General features: G+C 67.7%; 1 protein-coding gene. It reads left to right on the top strand.

Annotated elements, in window-relative coordinates:
• Nucleotides 1–236 precede the first annotated feature (236 nt).
• Nucleotides 237–1439: an IS110 family transposase gene (locus tag ACGFI1_RS44340; protein ID WP_392793642.1), complete on the top strand. Its 1203-nt coding sequence runs from the start codon at nt 237–239 to the stop codon at nt 1437–1439.
• Nucleotides 1440–1460: the final 21 nt, after the last annotated feature.

Below are 1460 nucleotides of genomic sequence, written 5' to 3'. Positions count from 1 at the left end.
CGCCCTACCGTTGTGAATGAGCCCGATGGGTTCCTTTGGGGCTGGATGATCGGGTGGTGCGGGTGGGGCAGGGATGGCTTACGTATCGCTGTCTTCGATGGCTCGCTTGGCTGTGCCCCCTGCCTCGCCCCGCTTCTTCCTGACCGCTGGATTAGGCACTGCGATTGATCGCTATGTAGGGCGGAGCTGGTGGGGAGAGGCAGCACTTCCATCGGATCGACGAGAGGAACGTGCTGGTGGGCGTGGTCGTGGGGATCGACGTTGCCAAGGAGATCCACTGGGCTGAGATCAAGATCGCTGAGGGTGGGAAGGTGGTGTCCAGCCACCGGGTGGACAACACTCCGCAGGACGTCAGCGCCCTGATCGGCGAGATCAAGGACGTTGAGGTCGAGCACGGGCCGGCGCTGGTGGGTATCGACATCCTGGGCGGGATCGCCTCGTTGCTGCAGACGATGATGCTGGAAGCCGGACTGGTGGTGGTCCACGTGCCAGGGCTGGCGGTCAACCGCGCTCGCCGTGGAACCCGCGGCGGTGAGCACAAGAGCGACCCGAAAGACGCCAAGGTCATCGCCGACCAGGTGCGGATGCGGGACGACCTGCGCCAGGTCACCGCCACGCGGGAGGAGGACGTCGAGCTGCGGCTGCTGACCGCGCGGCGCGCTGAGCTGGTGGAGGACGCCAGCAGGCGAGCCAACCGGTTGCGGGCACTGCTCAACGCCATCCACCCGGGCCTCGAACGGCACGTCGAGGTGACCGGGAAGACCTGGCTGCACCTGCTCACCCGCTACGTCACTCCGGCCGAAATCCGAGCAGCCGGGCGAACACGGGTCCTGGCTCACCTGCGCAAACTCCGGTGGGTCAAGGACACGGTCCTGATCAAGGCCACCGAGACGGCCGTGGGCTCCGCGCAGCGACAGCGCGTCAGCATGCCCGGTGAGAAGGTCACGGCCGAGCTGGTCAAAGAGACCGCGGCAGAGGCCCTGGCCGCCCGCGACCGCCTGGCCGCGCTCGACAAGCGCATCCAGGAAACCCTCGACCGCCATCCCGACGCGGCGCTGGTCGCGAGCCTGCCCGGCATGGGCCCGATCATGACCGCGGAGTTTCTCGCCGTGACCGGCGGCATCAGCCGCTTCGCCACCGGCGATCAGCTCGCCGCCGCCGCAGGCCTGGCGCCCGTCCTCAAACAATCCGGCAAGAGCCGCCACCTGCAACGCGCCCGCTCCGGCGACCGCGCCCTCAAACGGGTCTTCTACCAGTCGGCGTTCTGCGCCATCGGACACGACCCCGCCAGCACCGACTTCTACCGGCGCAAACGAACCGAAGGCAAGAACCACCAGCAAGCCGTACTCGCCCTGGCCCGACGCCGCGTCAACGTCCTGCACGCCATCCTGCGCACCCGACACCCCTACAGCACCGACTACACGCCCGCAGCGGCTTGACAAAGTCATTAGGCAGCCAGG

Source organism: Actinomadura geliboluensis, assembly GCF_043197915.1.
Classification (GTDB): domain Bacteria; phylum Actinomycetota; class Actinomycetes; order Streptosporangiales; family Streptosporangiaceae; genus Spirillospora; species Spirillospora geliboluensis.
Note: the sequence above shows the minus strand (reverse complement) of the source record. Positions and strands in the feature narration are given on the sequence as shown.